1 protein-coding gene is annotated in these 275 nt (G+C 56.4%); it reads right to left on the bottom strand.

Annotated features, from left to right (window positions below; all coding sequences use genetic code 11):
- Positions 1 to 275, bottom strand: a 275-nt coding sequence (locus tag KVT28_RS25090; RefSeq protein WP_217550872.1) for a hypothetical protein, incomplete at both ends; no start/stop codon positions are given.

Below are 275 nucleotides of genomic sequence, written 5' to 3'. Positions count from 1 at the left end.
CCTTTGAGTGCCCTGCCGGAATAATAGCTTGGCGTTGTCGCACGATAGAGCGGGATCGTGGCTGCTCCCAGATGAGGGGCTTCGCTTAGTTCCGATTTCCGGATTTCCGGTGGCTCTACGAAAAAATCTTCTCCGAGGGTCTCCAGAGAACCGAGCCGATTGACAATTTCGCTAATAAGCCAGTCGGGAAGCGAGCCTCCGACGACGATGGCAGACGGATCGAGCGTTCTTGCTACGGTCAAAGCCAAGCCGCGAAGTTGGTCTGTCGCGCGATC

The organism is Pantoea sp. GbtcB22, from assembly GCF_019091025.1.
GTDB classification, from domain to species: domain Bacteria; phylum Pseudomonadota; class Gammaproteobacteria; order Enterobacterales; family Enterobacteriaceae; genus Pantoea; species Pantoea leporis.
This window is presented reverse-complemented; position numbering and strand designations above follow the sequence as displayed.